This window comes from Ulvibacterium sp. (assembly GCF_965228935.1).
In the GTDB taxonomy this organism is placed as follows: domain Bacteria; phylum Bacteroidota; class Bacteroidia; order Flavobacteriales; family Flavobacteriaceae; genus Ulvibacterium.
The window spans coordinates 3366277-3381212 of record NZ_OZ245846.1; the positions used below are offsets into that span (position 1 = coordinate 3366277).

Below are 14936 nucleotides of genomic sequence, written 5' to 3' on the forward strand. Positions count from 1 at the left end.
GCTCTATTTACTCGTTGATTCCTCGGAATAGATTTTCTTATCCGTAATCACTTGATTGATGGTATCCATAACTTCAAAAAAACAGTCCAATTTCTCTTCGGAAACACTTAAGCGTATCGTCTCGTTGAACCGAAGTACGGCATTTTTGGAATCGTTCCTCTTTTCAAGGCCAAAATTCGTTAGATGTATCAAGACACCCCGGCCATCATTGGGATTGGGCCGCCGTTCTATTAAGCCTTTTTCCTCCATACTTTTCAAGATACGGGATAGACTTGTGGCCTCCATGCCCATTTTGGGCCCTAATGCTGTTGAGGGTGTGCCGGTTTTGGGATCGATGCTCAACAAGGTAAAGCCTACCGCCATCGTAGATCCAAATTTTTTGGCCTCTTCATTGTACATTCTGGCAACTGCCTGCCAAGTGGCTCGTAGTGCGTAATCTATGGTAATTTCCTTCATGGGTGGTTATTGGTTATAGTTCTCAAAGATACAAAAACTTATTATGCATGCATAATAAAAAACGAAAAAAGTTTTGGTTCTATAACGGCTCGATAGTGCCATTATGAAAACACTGAAAAAGATTCCTGAACAAAAAACAAGGAGATGGCCAACTATGGTTTTCAAGGAAATGAACCGTACACAAATCAGTTGTGGGAGAACAGTGATACCTTTAGTGCTATGGATGGTGACTGTTAAAGGTGCCCGTAAATATCTTTGTATAGATCCAGGTACTTTTCCCTGATAATTCTTCTTCTAAGCTTCATCGTAGGGGTAAGGTGACCACTGTCAATACCCCATACATCCGGGGTTAGTCGGAACTGTTTTACCTTTTCCCATTTGGCAAACTTCTCATTGGCTAGATTTACTTCCTCCTCATAGCGGGCCAGTACTTTTTCGTTCAGTACGATATCCGAATTTTCCGGAACGGTAATTTGGTGTCTTCTGGCCCACTCGTGCAAAAACTCAAAATCGGGCTGAATGAGGGCCGCCGGCATTTTCTCTCCCTCACCCACTACCATAACCTGTTCTATAAACCGGGATTGTTTCAACCTGTTCTCCAACAATTGGGGGGCTACATACTTACCACCAGAAGTCTTGAACATCTCTTTTTTGCGATCCGTAATTTTGAGAAAACCGTCTGAATCAATTTCCCCAATGTCCCCGGTGTGAAAATAACCATCTTTTAGTACTTCGGCGGTTAGTTCCGGATCCTTATAATACCCGATCATCACTTGGGGGCCTTTTATACAGATTTCACCGTCATCGGCTATTTTTACTTCCGTACGATCCAATAGCTTACCTACAGTACCGATTCTAAATCCACCATCACGCATATCGTTAACGGAAATTACAGGGGAGGTTTCCGTAAGCCCATATCCTTCCATTACCCCAAATTCGGCCGCATTGAATATTCGTGCCAACCTAGGTTGCAATGCAGCGCTTCCTGAGGAAATCAGACTGAGATTGCCACCCAGACCCGCTTTCCATTTGCTAAATATCAATTTACGTGCCAGGGCCAATTTTTTTTCGTACCACCATCCGTTCTGGCCGTAGGGTTCATATTGTAGACCTACATCCACGGCCCAAAAAAAGAGTTTTTTCTTAATACCGGACAATTCGGCCCCTTTGGCAATTATTTTGTCGTACACTTTTTCCAATAGTCGGGGGACAGCGGTCATAACGTGCGGCTCCACCTCCTTGATAAATTCACTGATTTGATCAATTGGGGCAAAATAAATCGTGACCCCGGCATATTGGTACAGATACATGAGCATTCTTTCATAGATATGGCATACGGGCAAAAAACTCAGCGATTTTGCATTACCATAATCCAAAGGCAGTCGCTTGAAACTTTCCAAGGCATTACTCACCACATTCTGATGCGATAACATAACGCCCTTGGCCGTCCCCGTTGTTCCAGAAGTATAGATCAAGGTAGCCAAATCCTCCGGTTTTACCGCTTCCATACGTTTTTGCACCTCTTCCTGATTGGAATCGTCCTTCCCCAGTTCCAGTACCTCTTTCCAGTTCTTGCAATCCGATAATTCATCAAATGAATACACCTCCTTAAGGCTGGGCACCTGACTTTTAATGGCCTTTACCTTTTGATACACTTCGTCACAGGAAACAAAGCAATACAAAGATTCAGAGTGATTGAGTACATAGGCATAATCCTCTTCAGAAATTGTTGGATAAATGGGTACGTTCTGTGCACCCAATTGCAATATACCGGTATCCATTATATTCCATTCCGTCCGGTTGGACATGGAAATTAGGGCAATCTTATCATTCCGTTCAACTCCCAAGCGTAACAGACCTCGACTAATGGCATTGGCCTTTTCGATATACTCTTTGGTGGATGTCGCCACCCACTGGTCACCGTATTTTGTGACCAGGCATTTTTCCATATTGTATTTTTCCAATTGGTAATATGGAAAATCGAACAGTCTGGTGATGTTTTGCATAGTTAGTTTCTCCTAGGTTACTGCAAAATAGCGAAAGTAGACGGGATATTAAAATTCAGTACTTTGGACAGAATGTTTTAAAAACATCTCCTAGAATTTTCGAGTCCAATCCATTGGCTTTGGGAAACTGGAATTTGTCGATTGGGATTTAAACCAAGTGAAGTTTCATTCCCTCGTGGCTATCGGTAAAACCTAATCCTTTGTAAAAATGAAGTGCTTTAGGTCTTTTTTTATCCGTTGTGAGCTGTACCAAATGTGCACCTTTTTCTTTTGCACGCTGGATGGCCCATTCAAACAAGCGTTGCCCCACACCTTGGTCACGATACCGTTCATGTACGCGTACCGCCTCAATTTGTGCACGAATACCTCCCTGATAGGTGAGGTATGGGATGAAGCTCAATTGTAGCGTTCCGATAATTTTTTTGTATTCATCTTCAGTAACGACCAACTCTTGATTGGGGTCGGAGCTTATTCTTTCAAAAGCATCATAGTACTTTTTAGGCAACGGATCTTGAAAATCCTCACGCAGCTCGCCCAATTTGTCATTGGCGAGTAGGGATACAATGTCCGGGACGTCCTTTTTAACGGCAAGACGAATATTCATATCACAGTTACTACCTGTTTTTTTCCACCCATTTCCTGGCATTTACAAACGCCTGTAACCATGGGGAGACCATATCTTCCCTATCCTTGGGGTAATGTGCCCAATTCCAGGGAAAGATAGAACGTTCCATATGGGGCATGGTAACCAAATGTCGACCCGTTTTATCGCACAACATAGCCGTGTTATAATCACTTCCATTGGGATTTGCCGGATAGTCCGCATAGCCATATTTCGCAACGATATCGTAGTCCGCCTCAGGAAGTGGTAGACTAAATTTGCCCTCACCATGGGAAATCCACACGCCCAAAGTAGTGCCTTCCATATTGGATAGCATTACCGAGTTGTTTTTCTGGATTTGCACGGATGTAAAATTGCTCTCATGTTTATGGGAATCGTTATAGGTCATTTTTCCGTGTTGTTCCCCATGTTCGGGATTGATCAAATCCAGTTCCATAAACAACTGGCAACCGTTGCAAATGCCTACGGAAAGGGTATCGGTACGGGCAAAAAACGTTTGTAGGGCGGTGTTGGCCTTTTCGTTGTATTTAAAGGCCCCGGCCCAGCCCTTGGCACTGCCGAGCACATCGGAATTGGAGAAACCGCCCACAGCCCCAATAAACTGGATATCTTCCAAGGTTTCCCTTCCACTGATCAGATCGGTCATGTGTACGTCCTTTACGTCAAATCCGGCCAGGAACATGGCATTGGCCATTTCCCGCTCGGAATTGCTCCCTTTTTCCCTTAGGATGGCTGCTTTGGGTCTGCCTTGTGCAACAGAACGCTCTGGCAGAATCCCTGTGAATTGATTCGGAAATTGATAACGCAACGGTTGTTTTTTATAGTTTTCATAGCGCTCGTTTGCCAGTCCGTTGGCCGTTTGTTTATCGTCCAACAAATAGGAGGTTTTAAACCAGATGCCCCTTAGAGAATTGACGTTCAATCCCAATTGCACCTCTCCGTTTTTGATGGAGAGTGTACCTTCGGAAACAACTTTTCCTATTTTATTGAAGCTTATTCCCGTATCTTTTAACTGTTGTTCTACAGCTAGGGAATCCTCTGAATCCAATTGAAAAACGATACCTGCGTTCTCAGAAAAAAGGAGTTTTATGATATCTTCTTCGCCTAGATCGCTTAAATCCAAATCAGCTCCTAAATCAACATCGGCAAAGCATAACTCCAAAAGTGTGGTTATCAACCCTCCGGAGGCAACATCATGACCTGCAAGGATTTGACCTTTCTTTATCAAAGTCTGGATTGAATTGAAAACTAACTTGAAATAAGATGCATCCTTAATGGTCGGGGCATCGGTTCCAATAGCATTTTGTATTTGCTCAAAGGAGGAACCTCCCAATTTGTAATTGTCTTGGGAAAGGTTTATGTAGTATAGGGGGCCTCCATCTTTCTGTAAAACGGGTTCCACCACTTTGGTGATGGCATCGCAATGTCCCGCAGCGGATACGATTACCGTTCCCGGGGCAATGACCTCCCCATCCGGATATTTTTGTTTCATGGAAAGGGAATCTTTCCCTGTTGGCACATTAATACCCAATGCAATGGCAAAATTCGATAAGGCTTCAACGGCCCTATACAATCTAGCATCCTCGCCCTGGTTTCTGCAGGGCCACATCCAATTGGCAGAAAGGGAAACGGAATTTAGCCCATCCTTTAACGGTGCCCAAATGATATTGCTCAGGGCTTCGGCTATACTATTCTTACTTCCGGCCTCGGGGTCTATCAATCCGGAAATAGGGGAGTGGCCTATACTCGTGGCTATACCTTCGGTTCCCTTAAAATCCAATGCCATTACCCCACAGTTGTTCAAAGGCAACTGAAGTGGACCGGCACATTGCTGTTTGGCCACTCTACCACCTACACAGCGATCTACCTTGTTGGTCAACCAGTCCTTACAGGCAACGGCTTCCAACTGCAATACCTGTTCCAAATAGTCGTGAAAGTTCTCCAAGGTATATAGGGAATCCGAATATTTTCTTTCGATGCCGGTATCTTCCATTATTGTTTTTGGAGAACTTCCGAAAAGGGCGGTCAAATCCATATCCATAGGTTTTTCGCCTTTAGAAATGGATTCAAAGGTGAATCGATGGTCACCGGTAACATCGCCCACCTGATACATGGGAGAACGCTCCCGTTCAGCGATACGTTGTAGCAAATCGATATCCTTTTGGCCAATGACCAGACCCATCCTTTCCTGGGATTCGTTACCGATAATTTCCTTGGATGAAAGGGTGGGGTCGCCAATGGGCAATTGGTCCAGGTCAATTTTACCGCCGGTATCTTCCACAAGTTCGGAAAGGCAATTCAAGTGTCCACCGGCACCGTGATCATGAATGGAAACAATTGGATTTTGATTACTTTCCACCATACCCCGAATGGCATTGGAGGCCCTTTTCTGCATTTCAGGATTGGAACGTTGTACGGCATTAAGCTCTATCGCCGAACTGAATTCCCCGGTATCCGCGCTGGAGACGGCCGCGCCACCCATACCGATACGGTAATTGTCCCCACCAAGAATAACAATTTTATCACCGGTTTTCGGTGTTTCCTTTAGGGCCTGATCCGCCTTTCCATATCCGATACCCCCGGCAAGCATAATTACCTTGTCAAAGCCCAATCTTCTTGTACCTTCCTGATGTTCAAAGGTCAAGACCGATCCAGAAATCAAGGGTTGCCCAAATTTGTTACCAAAATCCGAAGCACCGTTTGAAGCTTTTATTAAAATATCAATAGGCGTTTGATAAAGCCATTTGCGGGCCGGGAAAGCTTTTTCCCAAGGCCTATCTTCTTCCAATCTGGAATAGGCCGTCATATAAACCGCCGTCCCGGCCAAAGGGAGGGAGCCTTTTCCACCGGCCAATCGATCCCGTATTTCACCCCCTGATCCGGTAGCTGCGCCATTAAAGGGTTCTACGGTAGTTGGGAAATTATGGGTTTCCGCCTTAAGGGAAATCACCGATTCAAATTCCTCTTCACGATAATAATCCGGTCTGTCAGCAATTTGGGGCGCAAACTGCACCACTTTGGGCCCCTTTACAAAAGCAACGTTGTCCTTATAGGCCGACACAATATCGTTCGGATTTTCCTGGGAAGTCTTTTTTATCAGTTTAAAAAGGGAGGAAGGCATCTCCTTCCCATCAATGATGAAGGTGCCATTGAATATCTTATGCCTACAATGCTCCGAGTTGACCTGACTGAACCCGAACACTTCGGAATCCGTTAATTTCCTCCCGATTTCTTCGGAGAGCTTTTCCAGATATTCTACTTCTTCCTCGTTTAGGGCGAGTCCTTCCTTCTCATTATAACCGGAAATATCATCAATTTCCAATACAGGTTCCGGTACAATGTCGATATCAAAAATATGCTGTCCCAACCCGTCGAATTTTTGGAAAAGCATCGGATCGAAATTCATGAAATCGGTTTCCACGGACTGGAACTCCTCAATCCGGACTATTCCGGAGATTCCCATGTTTTGCGTAATTTCCGTGGCATTTGTACTCCAAGGGGTAACCATTGCCGCTCGGGGGCCAACAAAAAAGGCGTCAATCGACGCCATGTTTATTTTGGATTTGTTCCCGAACAACCAGGTTAATTTTTCTATATCCTGATGAGAAAGTTCCTTTTTGGTCTGTACCGCAAAAATTTTTGCGTCGACCTCTCCGAAAAAGTGAATCATTGAACTAGAACGTTGTTTGATTTAAGAAAGCACAAATTTACACCTTTTTAGGCTAAGTTTTTCAGGGAAAAATCAACAGGTTTTATTGGGATTGTTGATAATCAATCGAAAGCTAATGGGCCTCTTTATCTTTTGACCATTAAGGCCATATAAAATCCATCAAATCCACTCTTGGAGGCATAGATATGTCTTTCTTCGACCATGGTAAAGCTTTTTCCTTCTTCCGATTTCAAAAAGGCCAGAATCTGTTCTTCATTTTCCACGGGAAGAATAGAGCAGGTTACATACGCCAATTTACCTCCCGGCTTTACCATTTTGCTATAATTAAAAAGTATTTCTTTTTGGGTCTTTGTAATTTTTTCCAAGAATTCCGGCTGTAATTTCCATTTTGCATCGGGATTACGCCGGAGAACGCCCAAGCCGGTACAAGGAGCATCGATTAGGACACGATCCGCGCTGCCATGTAATTTCTTAATGACTTTAGTGGAGTCGATTATCCTGGGTTCTATGTTATGGGCACCATTTCGCCGAGCACGTCTTTTCAATTCCTTGAGCTTGTTGCCATAGATATCCAATGCTATGAGTTGTCCCTTATTTTCCATTAATGCGGCCAAGTGCAAGGTTTTGCCTCCTGCACCCCCACAGGCATCCACCACCCGCATCCCCGGTTTAACATCCAAAAAATCCCCGACCAATTGGGAGGAAGCATCCTGGACTTCAAACCATCCCTTTTTAAAAGGTTCCGAGCTAAAGACATTGGAACGTTCCTGTAACTTCAAGGCATAGGTATAACCTTTTATAGGTTCCGTAGCGATACCTGCACCTAAAAGTTCCTTTTGCAATCTATCCTTAGTAGTTTTAAGCGTGTTGACCCTTAAAACAACCTCGGCCTGTTGGTTTAAGGCCGCGATTTCCCCGGCCCATAGTTTTTCACCCAAAGTCCTTTCTCCAAGCGTGTCCAACCAATCCGGTATGGATTCCCTGTATTTCCTGATTTTGGAAAGTTCGTCAAATTTACCTTTGATACGACGTTCTGGAGTAGGTACAATCTGTTTCCAATCCGGTAGTTGAATTCCTTTTAGCACGGCCCAAACGGCCCACATTCGAAACAAGTTGCTTCTGCTATACGGTTCCCTTACCTCGGCAATCTTGGCATAAAGGCGTTTGTATCTCACCATTTCGTAGGTAGTTTCGGCAATAAAACCGCGATCACGGGAGCCCCATCGCTTGTCCCTTTTCAGTATCTTCTCAACTACCTTGTCCGCATATTGACCTTCGGTAAATATCAAGTTAAGGGCATCGATTACGGCAAAAACCAAATTTCTGTGCAATTTCATTCATGAAAAATAAGGCTGCAAAGGTATTGTTTTAGTAGCAATCCGTTTAATTTTGAAAAATTTTATCATGATGCGATTCATCCCATTGATCCTGACTTTCCCGTTATTGTTTTCCTGTTCTGAAGAGAAAGGAAGAGATCCGTTTTCATCCGTTAAAGTTGAAGTAATCTATCAGGATTCCCTAAGCATCCGAGCCATAGAAATCATGGGTAATAGCTTGGCCTTTGCTGCCAATAAGGGGACTTTTGGAACTATAGACCTTTCCAGGGGAACGATACGGACCAACATACAGCATTTTGATTCCATTGTGCCGGAATTTAGGGCCATCGCGCATACGACCACGGATTTTTTCATGCTATCCGCTGGTAATCCGGCATTGCTGTACAAGACAGGTAATAAAGGGCGGATGGAACTGGTCTACAAGGAGGAGGGTGATGGAGTCTTCTACGATGCGATGACCTTTTGGAATGATTTGGAAGGGATTGCCATTGGGGATAGTGTGGGGGGCTGTCTTTCTATAATCATTACAAGGGATGGGGGAAATACCTGGAATAAACTACCCTGTGATTTTCTACCTGCAGGTATTGAAGGCGAAGGTGCCTTTGCAGCAAGTAACTCCAATATAGTTACCATGGCAAACAAAACCTGGATTGCCACGACAAAAGGGCGTATTTATTTTTCACCGAATAAAGGGCAGACCTGGAAAGTATTTGAAACTCCAATACAGAGTAGGGGACCCACCCAAGGAATTTATTCCATTGATTTTTATGATGAAAGTGTAGGTGTGGTTTTTGGTGGAGACTATACGCGTCCTGAAAACAACAAGGCAAATAAAGCTATCACTAAAGATGGCGGGGAAACCTGGCTGTTGGTAGCCGATGGGCAAAACCCTTCGTATAAAAGTTGTGTACGGTTCGTCCCTAATTCGAAGGGAAAAGAAATAGTAGCCCTTGGCTTTACGGGAATATCGTATTCCAGCGATCGGGGAGAAACATGGAAAGCGATATCCGAGGAACCTTTTTACACAGTACGTTTTTTGAATGATTCCACAGCTTATGCCGCAGGAAAGGGGAGGGTAGCCAAGTTGTCATTCAAGACAAAGTGAGGTCCGGTTAAGGCTAAAATTCCTCACTTTGCCCTGAACAAACTATCAACTATACACTCACTATCATATAACCTCGGCCATACTTTTTATACCAAACACCTTGGTATTTGTACAATTTTCTTCCATTGATGCGAACAACTTTGTTCCCTCTTGGAAGATGCCTTACCGTAACGCCTATTGGTGCCGCACAGACCACATACCTCCCTCCTCTGAACCGATACCAAACCCCATTGGCAACATGAAAATTAACACCTCTATGTACCACTAGTTTAGGTTGGTGAATAGTGGTTACCACCGTACCAATTCTTGGGTATACCTTAACGACCCTTCTTTGAGCGTTTACAGCGGATAAGGTTCCGAACAATACCATGATAAGTAAAATAGACTTTAGATTCTTCATAACATAAATTTTACGACTTGGACTGATTTACCAAGCCTAGTTTACATCTTTTTGACTGATCAGGGAAAGGATGGTTTAATGAAAAAGGGCGCTATCCAGCGCCCTTTTTATGTTTTTCATCGAATTCTTGATCCACATTAGCCACCACCGCGCCGTCTGTCCCGCATTTCCTTTAGTAATCGTTTTTTGAAATCCTCTTCGGCCTTTATAAGTAGAAATGTTTTTTTGGAAGTGATTGCCCTATTCATTTTCTCCAGGAAGGCAACGTTCAATTGGTGCTTTTCGTCTTCCAATGCGATCAAATCATTAAGGAGGGCATCCGCTTCCTTTTCGGACAATCCGTCAAAATCCATAAGCTTGGCACGTATATCACGTCTTTCCTTTCTCTTAATGGCCTCTATTTTATCCTCGTGTTCATTGTAAATGGGCCAAAAGACCTGGGCCTCCTCGGAAGTTAGATTCAAACGCTCCGTAATGAAGGCCACCTTGAGGGTCTTGATCTTGTCCCTAATCGGCCTGTTCTGTCCATAAAAGACCGTAGTGGCCAGTAAAGACAAAATCAGCACCCGTATGCTATTGTTCGTATTCATCGAATTCTATGTTTAGTTCATCCACATCATCCACGGTATCGTCCAAATACTCCATGATGTTTTCATCGTTGATTTGATTTTCCAAGATATCGTTGATTTCCAATTCCTCTACGGGAATTACCTCGGCTATTTCATATGAACTAAGCCCCAGATCATTGTTTTCCAAATAAGTTTCCAAATCGGAATTGGCCAAATCCCCGAAAGTGAATTCATCTTCCTGACTTAAGCGCAATCCGAAAACTACCAATAGCACAGCGGCAATTGAAGCGGCCGCGTAATAGTATTTTCTATAAGGATTTAGTTTTATGACCTGGGTTTCGCTATCCTGAATTTTTTGAACTATTTTTTCATTGAGATTTTCAAAATAGTCCTTGGGCACTTGAAAACCATCCTTTTCAGGGAGATGAATATCTTCCTCTGACAACTTTTGCCTCATCCTCTCGGTGAAGCCGTCAAAGTAGCCCTCAGGGGTTTTAAAATCAGACTTTTTATATTTTTTGTCCATGTCTTTATTTTGACTTCCAGTGCTTTAAAAAGTTTAATCCTCCTTTAGGGAGGCCTCTATTTTTTTTACCGCAAGGTGGTAGGAGGCTTTTAATCCACCTACCGAGGTATCCAATATTTCGGAGATTTCCTCATACTTCAATTCCTCAAAATACTTCATATTAAAGACGAGTTTCTGCTTTTCCGGCAAGGCCGCAATGGCCTTTTGCAATCTTAGTTGAATCGCATCGCCTTCAAAATACACATCGGCTTCTAGATTTCCTATCATTCTGTCCTGTAATTCAATATCGCTAAGCCCTAGTTTTTTTGATTTGGACTTCAAAAAGGTCAAGGCCTCGTTCGTTGCAATGCGGTACATCCATGAATATAATTTGCTATCGCCTTTGAACCCTTCAATATTTTTAAAGACCTTAATGAAGGTATTTTGCAACACATCGTCCGCATCGTCATGATTTAAAACAATTCTGCGGATATGCCAATACAACCGTTCCTTGTAGGTGTTGATAAGCACCTCGAAGGACTGGGATTGGGTTTCCTTTTGTTTTAGTTGCTGGACTAGGGTCTCTTCCGAAATCAAATTAATTTTCTTCGATACGTCTTTTGGACTATAAAAATAGAAAAAGGTTTAAGCTTATCGCCAACCGTCTTCCTAAATACGAAAGAGGGTACTACTAGTATTTTCCTGAATCTAGGAAGCCAAGGATTGCATTTCCACCAATTTCTTGTAGACTCCCTTTTTGGAAAGCAGTTCGGTATGGGAACCTTGCTCCACGATTTCCCCTTTTTGCAGTACCACAATACTGTCCGCATTTTGAATAGTGGAAAGCCTATGGGCAATAACAATGGAGGTACGGTTCCGCATCATGTTCTCCAACGCATCCTGTACCAGACGTTCACTCTCCGTATCCAGAGCGGAGGTAGCCTCGTCCAAAATCATGATAGGTGGATTCTTTAAAACGGCCCTTGCAATGGACAGCCGTTGTTTTTGGCCGCCGCTCAATTTATTGCCGCTATCCCCGATGTTGGTGTCATATCCTTCCGGTAATTCCGTAATGAAATCGTGTGCATTGGCAATCTTTGCAGCTTCAACAATTTCCTCATCCGTGGCGTTTTCCTTTCCGAGGGAAATGTTACTTCTAACCGTGTCGTTGAACAGAATGGAATCCTGGGTGACCAAGCCCATAAGGTTACGTAGGGATTTTTTGGTCAGATCTTTTATGTTTGTGTCATCTATGGAAATTTCGCCTTCGTTTACATCATAAAAACGGGTTACAAGATTGGCAATGGTACTTTTTCCACTGCCGGACTGGCCGACCAGGGCAACTGTATGCCCCTTCAATACAGATAGGTTAAAATTCTTCAGCACGTACTCGTCCTCGTACTTAAAGGAGATATTTTTTAAGGCGATTCCTTTCTTGAAATCCGTTTTTTCCAAGGCATCCGATTTGTCAATAATCGGGTTTTCGGTTTCCAAGACCTGTAATACCCGCTCCGCTGCAGCATTACCTTTCTTTACCCCGTAGGAGGCCTTGCTGATGGCCTTGGCCGGAGTCAATATGTTATACGCTAACCCCATATAGGCAATAAAGGAAGCGGCATCCAGGGTACCATCAACCAACACCATTTTACCCCCGAACCAAAGCAACACCCCGATGACCAAAATGCCCAAAAACTCGCCTGTGGGCGAAGCCAGATTTTGGCGGTTCAATAGCGTATTCGAAAACCTAAAGAAGCGATTGGTAGAAGATTTGAATGTTTTATAAAAGCGGGATTCCGCGTTAAAGGCCTTTATCACCCGAAGCCCGCCCAAGGTCTCCTCCACGATGGATAGAAATTCACCTTGTTCCTTTTGTACACGGTCCGACTTTTTTTTCAGGGATTTTCCGATACGGGAAATAAGCGCTCCGGCAATAGGGATAAATATGAAGACAAAAAGCGTAAGCTTCACACTAATGAGAAACATGACGATAATAGTAAATAGTATAGTCAAAGGTTCCCGAACGATCAACTCCAAGATCGAAAGGAAAGAATGTTGAATTTCCAGGACATCCGAAGTAATACGGGCAATAACATCGCCCTTTCGCTTTTCGGAGTAGTAAGAGATGGGCAATTCCGTAATTTTTTGGTACATCCTGTTCCGAATATCCTTTAGAACTCCATTTCGAAGAAAAGTGATGAAATACATCGCCAAATAGTTGAAAACGTTCTTCAACAAAAAAAGAAGCAATACCAATCCGATAACTAGCACAAGTCCTTTCATCTCGTCATCGCCGGAATACTGGGTAACCCGGTAGTTCATATAGTCCATGAAATAGTCCTTGGCCTTCCCGATTCCCTGAAAAGCGGGAGGTTCGGTAAGCTGTGTGGTCTTATCAAACAGGACGTTGAGCATGGGAATCAAGGCGGCAAAGGAAAGCGCACTGAACAGGGCATAGAGTATATTAAAGAAAATGTTCAGGAAACCATATTTCTTATAGGGCTTCGCAAAGCGAAGGATTTTTTTGAAATATTCCATCAACCCAAATTGAATTCACCCAGGATACGGCCTATCTTGGCCTCCAACTCTTGATTTACCTTTTTGAAATTTTCCGCTTTGTCCAAAGGGGCGTTAATGCTGAAGTAGAATTTGATCTTGGGTTCGGTTCCGCTGGGTCGTGCGGCCATCCGCGTACCATCCTCAGCAGTATAGATCAGTACATTGGATTTTGGAATATCAATTTCCGATACTTCCCCGGTAGCCAGATTTTTAGAGGTGGATGTATTGTAATCATCCACAATAATAACCTTGGAACCATCTATTTCCTTGACGGGATTTTCCTTAAAATCGATCATCATTTGTTTGATTTCCGCAGCCCCGTCCATTCCCTTTTTGGTCAGAGAGACCAATTTCTCCTTGTAGAAACCGTAGTCTACATAGCAATCGATCAAATCCCTATAGAACGAACTGCCCTTGGCCTTGGCATCGGCAGCAATTTCACAGGCCAATAGGGTAGAGGTCACTGCATCCTTGTCCCGAACAAAATCACCGACCATATAGCCAAAACTTTCTTCACCGCCACCGACAAATTGTTGCTGTGGGAAATCCTTGATCATTTTACCGATCCATTTAAATCCGGTGAGTGCGGTCTTATATTCTACCCCATAGGCCGCTGCCATTTTTTCCAACATCGGGGTGGAGACAATGGTCGTGGCAACAAATTCATTCCCCTTAAAACCTTTTTCCTTTTGTTTTTCCAAGAGAAATTTTGTCATCAGGACCATGGTCTGATTGCCGTTGAGTAATTCTATTTCTCCTTCAAGATTTCGAACGGCAATTCCCAAACGGTCACTGTCCGGATCAGTACCGACTACCATATCGGCCTGGATTTCCTCCGCCTTTTTGATGGCCATGGAAAGTGCTTCCGGCTCCTCGGGATTGGGCGACTCCACGGTGGGGAAATCCCCATCCGGTTTGGCCTGTTCCTCGATTATGGTCACATTTTGGTATCCGGAACGTTTCAAGACTTCCGGAATGGCTGTTATGGAAGTACCATGTAATGAAGTAAAGACAATTTTAAAATTGTCCTTGCCGGCTGCATTAAAATTCCCATTGGCAACTGAAGCTTCGATGAACGCTTCATCCACCTTGGTATCGATAAGCTCTATCAAATTTTCGTTTGCCATAAAATTGACATCTTCAAAGGAAAGTGCATTGATTTCGGCAATGATCTCTCCATCCTGGGGGGGCACGATTTGTCCGCCGTCCGTCCAATAAACCTTATACCCATTATACTCCGGAGGGTTGTGCGAAGCCGTCAACACCACTCCCGCATGGCAGCCTAGGTGGCGAACGGCAAAGGAAAGCTCCGGGGTAGTACGAAGTGCCGAAAACAAATATACCTGGATACCATTTGCCGAAAATACCTCGGCCACAGTTCGGGCCAAAGTATCGCTATTATGGCGACAGTCATAGGCGATGACTACCTTTACATCGCTATCACTATAGCTTTTTTTTAGGTAATTACTAAGACCTTGGGTACTTTTCCCCAAGGTGTACTTGTTAATACGATTGGTGCCAATGCCCATAACACCCCGCATTCCACCAGTACCGAATTCCATGTTCTTGTAGAAACGATCTTGGAGTTCGTCGGTGTCGTTTTCAATTAAATGTTGGATTTCTTTCTTTACGGAAGGATCAAAAAAATCGGTCAACCAGCTTTTGGCGGATTCTAAAATTGCGTCCATTTAGGCATATATTTGAGCCGTA

The 14936-nt window shown here is 43.7% G+C and carries 12 protein-coding genes; 1 reads left to right on the top strand and 11 read right to left on the bottom strand.

What is annotated here, in order from left to right; translation table 11 throughout:
- Positions 1 to 3: 3 nt before the first annotated feature.
- The 5 genes from ACO06Y_RS14160 to ACO06Y_RS14180 form a co-directional block, all read right to left on the bottom strand.
- The gene (locus ACO06Y_RS14160) at positions 4 to 456 is read right to left on the bottom strand and encodes a MarR family winged helix-turn-helix transcriptional regulator (protein WP_422079638.1); all 453 of its coding nucleotides are present in this window, start codon (positions 454 to 456) and stop codon (positions 4 to 6) included.
- Positions 457 to 689: 233 nt separating this feature from the next.
- A complete protein-coding gene (locus tag ACO06Y_RS14165; RefSeq protein ID WP_422079639.1) occupies positions 690 to 2462 on the bottom strand; it encodes an AMP-dependent synthetase/ligase in 1773 nt (590 codons plus the stop codon).
- 148 nt (positions 2463 to 2610) lie between these two features.
- Positions 2611 to 3066, bottom strand: a complete 456-nt coding sequence (locus ACO06Y_RS14170) for a GNAT family N-acetyltransferase (protein WP_422079640.1) — start codon at positions 3064 to 3066, stop codon at positions 2611 to 2613.
- A 10-nt stretch (positions 3067 to 3076) separates the two neighbouring features.
- Positions 3077 to 6754: a phosphoribosylformylglycinamidine synthase gene (gene purL / locus ACO06Y_RS14175; protein ID WP_422079641.1), complete on the bottom strand. Its 3678-nt coding sequence runs from the start codon at positions 6752 to 6754 to the stop codon at positions 3077 to 3079.
- Between the two features lie 125 nt (positions 6755 to 6879).
- Entirely contained in the window at positions 6880 to 8091 is a 1212-nt protein-coding gene (locus ACO06Y_RS14180; protein WP_422079642.1) for an RsmB/NOP family class I SAM-dependent RNA methyltransferase, read from the bottom strand.
- 70 nt (positions 8092 to 8161) lie between these two features.
- On the opposite strand from ACO06Y_RS14180, the gene ACO06Y_RS14185 reads away from it, so the two are divergent.
- A complete protein-coding gene (locus ACO06Y_RS14185; protein ID WP_422084180.1) occupies positions 8162 to 9196 on the top strand; it encodes a WD40/YVTN/BNR-like repeat-containing protein in 1035 nt (344 codons plus the stop codon).
- Between the two features lie 49 nt (positions 9197 to 9245).
- Here the strand turns inward: ACO06Y_RS14185 and ACO06Y_RS14190 are convergent, their stop codons facing one another.
- The 6 genes from ACO06Y_RS14190 to ACO06Y_RS14215 form a co-directional block, all read right to left on the bottom strand.
- Positions 9246 to 9596, bottom strand: coding sequence for a DUF6515 family protein (locus tag ACO06Y_RS14190; protein ID WP_422079643.1), 351 nt, complete (start codon positions 9594 to 9596; stop codon positions 9246 to 9248).
- A gap of 137 nt (positions 9597 to 9733) precedes the next feature.
- Entirely contained in the window at positions 9734 to 10186 is a 453-nt protein-coding gene (locus ACO06Y_RS14195; RefSeq protein WP_422079644.1) for a hypothetical protein, read from the bottom strand.
- The gene (locus tag ACO06Y_RS14200; RefSeq protein ID WP_422079645.1) at positions 10170 to 10691 is read right to left on the bottom strand and encodes a hypothetical protein; all 522 of its coding nucleotides are present in this window, start codon (positions 10689 to 10691) and stop codon (positions 10170 to 10172) included. The genes ACO06Y_RS14195 and ACO06Y_RS14200 overlap by 17 nt, the downstream gene beginning before the upstream one ends.
- 33 nt (positions 10692 to 10724) lie before the next feature.
- Positions 10725 to 11267, bottom strand: coding sequence for an RNA polymerase sigma factor (locus ACO06Y_RS14205; RefSeq protein WP_422079646.1), 543 nt, complete (start codon positions 11265 to 11267; stop codon positions 10725 to 10727).
- A gap of 111 nt (positions 11268 to 11378) precedes the next feature.
- Positions 11379 to 13205: an ABC transporter ATP-binding protein gene (locus tag ACO06Y_RS14210; RefSeq protein ID WP_422079647.1), complete on the bottom strand. Its 1827-nt coding sequence runs from the start codon at positions 13203 to 13205 to the stop codon at positions 11379 to 11381.
- Entirely contained in the window at positions 13205 to 14914 is a 1710-nt protein-coding gene (locus ACO06Y_RS14215) for a phospho-sugar mutase (protein WP_422079648.1), read from the bottom strand. The genes ACO06Y_RS14210 and ACO06Y_RS14215 overlap by 1 nt, the downstream gene beginning before the upstream one ends.
- Positions 14915 to 14936 lie beyond the last annotated feature (22 nt).

Coding starts and splice junctions, on each gene's coding strand:
- ACO06Y_RS14160 (WP_422079638.1), bottom strand. CDS start 456: ATGAAGGAAATTACCATAGATTACGCACTACGAGCCACTTGGCAGGCA.
- ACO06Y_RS14165 (WP_422079639.1), bottom strand. CDS start 2,462: ATGCAAAACATCACCAGACTGTTCGATTTTCCATATTACCAATTGGAA.
- ACO06Y_RS14170 (WP_422079640.1), bottom strand. CDS start 3,066: ATGAATATTCGTCTTGCCGTTAAAAAGGACGTCCCGGACATTGTATCC.
- purL (WP_422079641.1), bottom strand. CDS start 6,754: ATGATTCACTTTTTCGGAGAGGTCGACGCAAAAATTTTTGCGGTACAG.
- ACO06Y_RS14180 (WP_422079642.1), bottom strand. CDS start 8,091: ATGAAATTGCACAGAAATTTGGTTTTTGCCGTAATCGATGCCCTTAAC.
- ACO06Y_RS14185 (WP_422084180.1), top strand. CDS start 8,162: ATGCGATTCATCCCATTGATCCTGACTTTCCCGTTATTGTTTTCCTGT.
- ACO06Y_RS14190 (WP_422079643.1), bottom strand. CDS start 9,596: ATGAAGAATCTAAAGTCTATTTTACTTATCATGGTATTGTTCGGAACC.
- ACO06Y_RS14195 (WP_422079644.1), bottom strand. CDS start 10,186: ATGAATACGAACAATAGCATACGGGTGCTGATTTTGTCTTTACTGGCC.
- ACO06Y_RS14200 (WP_422079645.1), bottom strand. CDS start 10,691: ATGGACAAAAAATATAAAAAGTCTGATTTTAAAACCCCTGAGGGCTAC.
- ACO06Y_RS14210 (WP_422079647.1), bottom strand. CDS start 13,205: ATGGAATATTTCAAAAAAATCCTTCGCTTTGCGAAGCCCTATAAGAAA.
- ACO06Y_RS14215 (WP_422079648.1), bottom strand. CDS start 14,914: ATGGACGCAATTTTAGAATCCGCCAAAAGCTGGTTGACCGATTTTTTT.